Source organism: Cryobacterium sp. MLB-32, from assembly GCF_000738085.1.
In the GTDB taxonomy this organism is placed as follows: domain Bacteria; phylum Actinomycetota; class Actinomycetes; order Actinomycetales; family Microbacteriaceae; genus Cryobacterium.
Genome location: NZ_JPRS01000521.1, coordinates 1 through 407 on the forward strand (window position 1 = coordinate 1; position 407 = coordinate 407).

Annotated in this window: 1 protein-coding gene; it reads right to left on the reverse strand. The window is 60.7% G+C overall.

Going from position 1 to position 407, the window contains the following annotated elements; translation table 11 throughout:
• Positions 1 to 313, reverse strand: a 313-nt coding sequence (locus JF66_RS19735) for a hypothetical protein (RefSeq protein ID WP_197059511.1), incomplete at its 3' end; no start/stop codon positions are given.
• Positions 314 to 407: the final 94 nt, after the last annotated feature.

A 407-nucleotide genomic window follows, 5' to 3' on the forward strand; every position in this document is an offset into this window, starting at 1 on the left:
TGTGCACGCCGTCGACGATCCCGTGAATATTCACCCGGGTGAACGTGGCATTGGAACCGTAGAAGCCCTGCACGTATACCGAAGGAATGCTCGGGAACAGCTCGGTATCGATGACGTTCAGATTCGCGAAGTTGCCCATGTTATTCACGAGCGCCGCATTGCCGGTCAACGCACGACCACGAATGATCGAGTTCTTGATCGTGACATTCGCCGCCTTGATCGTGACCATTCCACGGATATCCAGACCGCTCACCACCTGACCGGGCGTCGACAGCGTTAAATCACCGGTCCACACCGTCAGGGCCGTCCCCACCGGAACACCAGTGTTGGTCCCATCCGGCATCACCGACGGGACCGGGGTCGGAGTCGGAGTCGGGGTCGGAGTCGGGGTCGGGGTCGGAGTCGGG